Raw genomic sequence first — 3,632 nt, forward strand, 5'->3', positions numbered from 1 at the left:
TAGCTTCGAACCCAAATTTAGATTTTGGAGAAGTAAGTTCGGGTAGTGTTTCTGCTAGTCAGTCTTTTGTTTTTAAAGCTAAAGGTTATAATGATATTACTATTACTGCTCCTACTGATTATCAAATTTCGTTGGATAATATTTCTTTTCAATCGAATGTTGTTGTAAATGCTGCCGATGCTTCAACCGGAAAAACAATTTATGTTAGATTTACACCTTCTGTAAAAGCGCTAAGTATTTCAGGAGCATTAACGGTAACTGGAACAGCTTTGAACAAACAAATTGGAGCTTTAACAGGTTCCTCATTGCCTAAAGCAGATACTTTTGATATTGTGACTTACAATCTGGAATTTTTCGGATCAGATGTAAAAGGCACTGATGGTGTTGAATTTGGACCAACTGATGACGCCTTACAAATTGATAATGTGGCAAAAGTGATGAACAAATTAAATGCCGATGTGTATGTGGTTCAGGAAGTATCTGATGAAACAGCTTTAGATCAACTAATCCAAAAAATTAGTGTTAACGGAAAAACATTTGACAAAACAATTTCGCCTTCATGGTCATATTCTTTTAATGCTCCTGAACCGAATTTTCCTCCACAAAAATTGGTGGTTCTTTACAATACGCAAACCGCAACGGTAAAAAATACCCGCGTAATGTTCAAGGATTTTTATGATGAAGTTCGTGCAGGAACAAAAACACTGCCAAACTATCCTGGAGGAAATGGATCCAGCTTTTTCTCATCTGGACGTTTGCCTTATATGGTACAAATAGAAACAAATCTTGGAGGTGTTAAAAAATTAATTAATCTAGTTGACCTTCATGCCCGTGCCAATAGCGGATCTGATATTTCGAAATATAATATGCGAAAATATGACACTGAATTATTAAAAGACAGCTTGGATGTTTATTACTCGAAATCGAATTTGGTTATTTTAGGAGATTTTAATGATGACGTAAAATCGTCGGTTATTGCTGGAAATCCTTCGTCTTATCAAAAACTTGTTGAAGATACTACTAACTACAATCCGCTTACTTTGGGAATTAGTAATGCCGGTGCGTATAGCTTTTTGAGTTCAGGTGGATTTTTGGATCACATTATTATTTCGAATGAATTAACAGATCAATATGTACCAAATTCAATTGCTGTTTATGATCCGCGAACAGATATTACCAATTACACAAACACAACTTCCGACCACGGACCTGTGATTGCCCGTTTTGAATTAAAAGGAGATCTGGGGACTGATGATTTTGAAACGAATAACCAATATGCAGTGAAAATTTTCCCAAATCCTGTAACAGATGTTTTGAATGTTGCGGTCAGAAATAATTCTGAGGAGAATTTAAAACTTAGAATTTATGACCTCAACGGCCGATTGGTTGAGAATCCTATTGAATTTACAGGCGGACAAAATACGACTGCAATTCCAATAAAGAATCTTAAAACTGGAATTTACATTTACACTTTGACCAAAAATAATAAGGTTGTTTTTAAAGACAAAATGATCAAAAAGTAAACGAGAATTATTTTTTTAAAATAGGCAGTTCGTTTGAATTGCCTATTTTTATTTAGTTTAAAAAGACACATTTATACCCACATTAAACATCCATTGAAATTGATTGAATGATTGATTTTCTAATGGATTGATGTAATAATTCATTCCTGGCTCAATGAAAAATTTGGTTTTTTTCAGGAATTCATACTGCAAAGTACTGCTCAAAAGTGTTCCGTAAATGAATTCATTTACATTGTTATTTTCTCCAATAGAACTGCCATTTAACAACACTTCATTCGAGATTAATTTACCCACAAAACCTCCTGTATTCATGCTGATACTGGTTTTCTTTTTACTCAAAAGCGAGTATGAAATTTCCAATGGCATTTCAAAATATTTTAAATTCTGTGTCACATTTCCTGTTTCATAACCACTGGTATTTGCTGTATTTGTGGCAAATAAATAATTTTCATTATTAGCAACTAAAACTATATTATTGTTTTTAGGAGATATAAGTTGCGAATCATTAGAGGCAATCGCAATCGGTAACAATCCGGTTTTTGAAATTGCTGAACTCTGACGCTCATAATACGAAACTCCTTCTATCGTTTGACCAAGCTCATTGATTTTGAAACCAGAACTTACTGCCCATTTTTTGTTCAGTTTATAGTTCGTTTTGATACCGTAACCATTGGATTGTTTGGACGCTACGGTGTTTCCTAATACTTTTTCATTGTTATAATTTTCAGAACTCATAACGCCAGCAAATACTTGAAGTGACCATTTATCAATAACTTCTGAGTTGTTGTCTTTCTTCCTTTTATCCTTATCCAATTCTACCAAAGCATTTTCTAGTTGAGCAACTTCTTTTTTTATGTTAATAAGTGAGTCTTTCGAGCTAGCGCTTTGAGCAATTGCTCTGTCGTTGTCTACAGAACTTTCAGCGTTTTGATTTATAATTTCAGAGTTTTTATTGGGCTGCAACGACTCGGAAACAGTGTTTTTTTGAGTATTTGCAATTCGCTTATTTTCATTTGAATTACTGATTTGCGAAGAATTATTTTTCGCAATGACTAAAGCCGAATTGTAATTATTAGTGTTTGCATTTTTATTAGCAGCTACAACATTTGATGAAGAATTATCATTACTCTCGGCAATAAACTGACCTTGATTTTCCTGTCTTGAACGTTTATGTTTTCCGTAATTTTTACTTTTCAAAACAACCACTTCAGGAACATTTTTAGCATTTGCCGAATTAGCATTGGCTACTGAACTACGATTTTCTGATGCGTTTAAATTTTCATTTGCAATGTCATTTTCACTGTTGTTTTTTTGTTCAAAAGTAGATTTCCCAGTAGCAATTCCACTTCTGCCTTCATCATTTGCATTTCCTTTTTCATCATTTTGTAAAACTACGCCATTAGCATTTTCTATTTTCAATTCATGAATATTTCCCTGATTGTTATTAACGTACCAAACAGTAGGTAGAGAAAGTCCAGCAACTAAACCAGCTGCAACCCACCACCAAATAACAGGGCGCCTTTTCTTTTTTGGTTTCTCTAATTCGGCTTCAATTTTGTCCCACAATTCAGGCGGTGGAGGACTTGAGAAGTTCTCTAATGAAGAAAAAATAGATCTTGCTTCTTTATTTTTCATGCGTAATTATATTTTTTTTTGAAACGATTTGGGTCTTTTCATTATTTGTTTTTAGAATTTAAGCTAGGCTGTTTTACAATTTTGAACTGTCAAAATCTTCTTTTTCAGAATAGCTTTGGCTCTATTTAAATTTGATTTGGATGTTCCTTCTGTAATTTGAAGTATTTCTGCAATCTCTTTATGTTTCATTTTTTCGAAAATAAAAAGGTTAAAAACCATCCGATATTGATCTGGCAATTCTTGAATGTAGGCTAATAATTTTTCTTGCTCAATCGGTGCTAATTCTAATTCTTCTTCGGCAATAATTTCGGTATCAAAAACATCTAAATACAGTATGTCTTTTTTCTTTTTCTTCAATGTTTCTATTAATTTATTGATGAAAATTCGCTTCATCCAACCTTCAAAACTTCCCTCAAAATTGTATTGCTCTATTTTTTGAAAAACGATAACAAAAGCTTCCTGAAAAACATCTTT

The 3,632-nt window shown here is 33.0% G+C and carries 3 protein-coding genes; 1 reads left to right on the plus strand and 2 read right to left on the minus strand.

The window, feature by feature from the left end; translation table 11 throughout:
* Positions 1-1,523, plus strand: a 1,523-nt coding sequence (locus VLC96_RS09030; protein ID WP_325262283.1) for a T9SS type A sorting domain-containing protein, incomplete at its 5' end; no start/stop codon positions are given.
* 57 nt (positions 1,524-1,580) lie between these two features.
* Here VLC96_RS09030 and VLC96_RS09035 read toward each other — a convergent pair.
* Positions 1,581-3,158 (minus strand): hypothetical protein, encoded by a 1,578-nt coding sequence (locus tag VLC96_RS09035; protein WP_325262285.1) that lies wholly within the window; start codon positions 3,156-3,158, stop codon positions 1,581-1,583.
* 63 nt (positions 3,159-3,221) lie between these two features.
* Positions 3,222-3,632, minus strand: a 411-nt coding sequence (locus tag VLC96_RS09040) for an RNA polymerase sigma factor (RefSeq protein WP_325262287.1), incomplete at its 5' end; no start/stop codon positions are given.

The sequence above is a fragment of the Flavobacterium sp. genome (genome assembly GCF_035456085.1).
Classification (GTDB): domain Bacteria; phylum Bacteroidota; class Bacteroidia; order Flavobacteriales; family Flavobacteriaceae; genus Flavobacterium.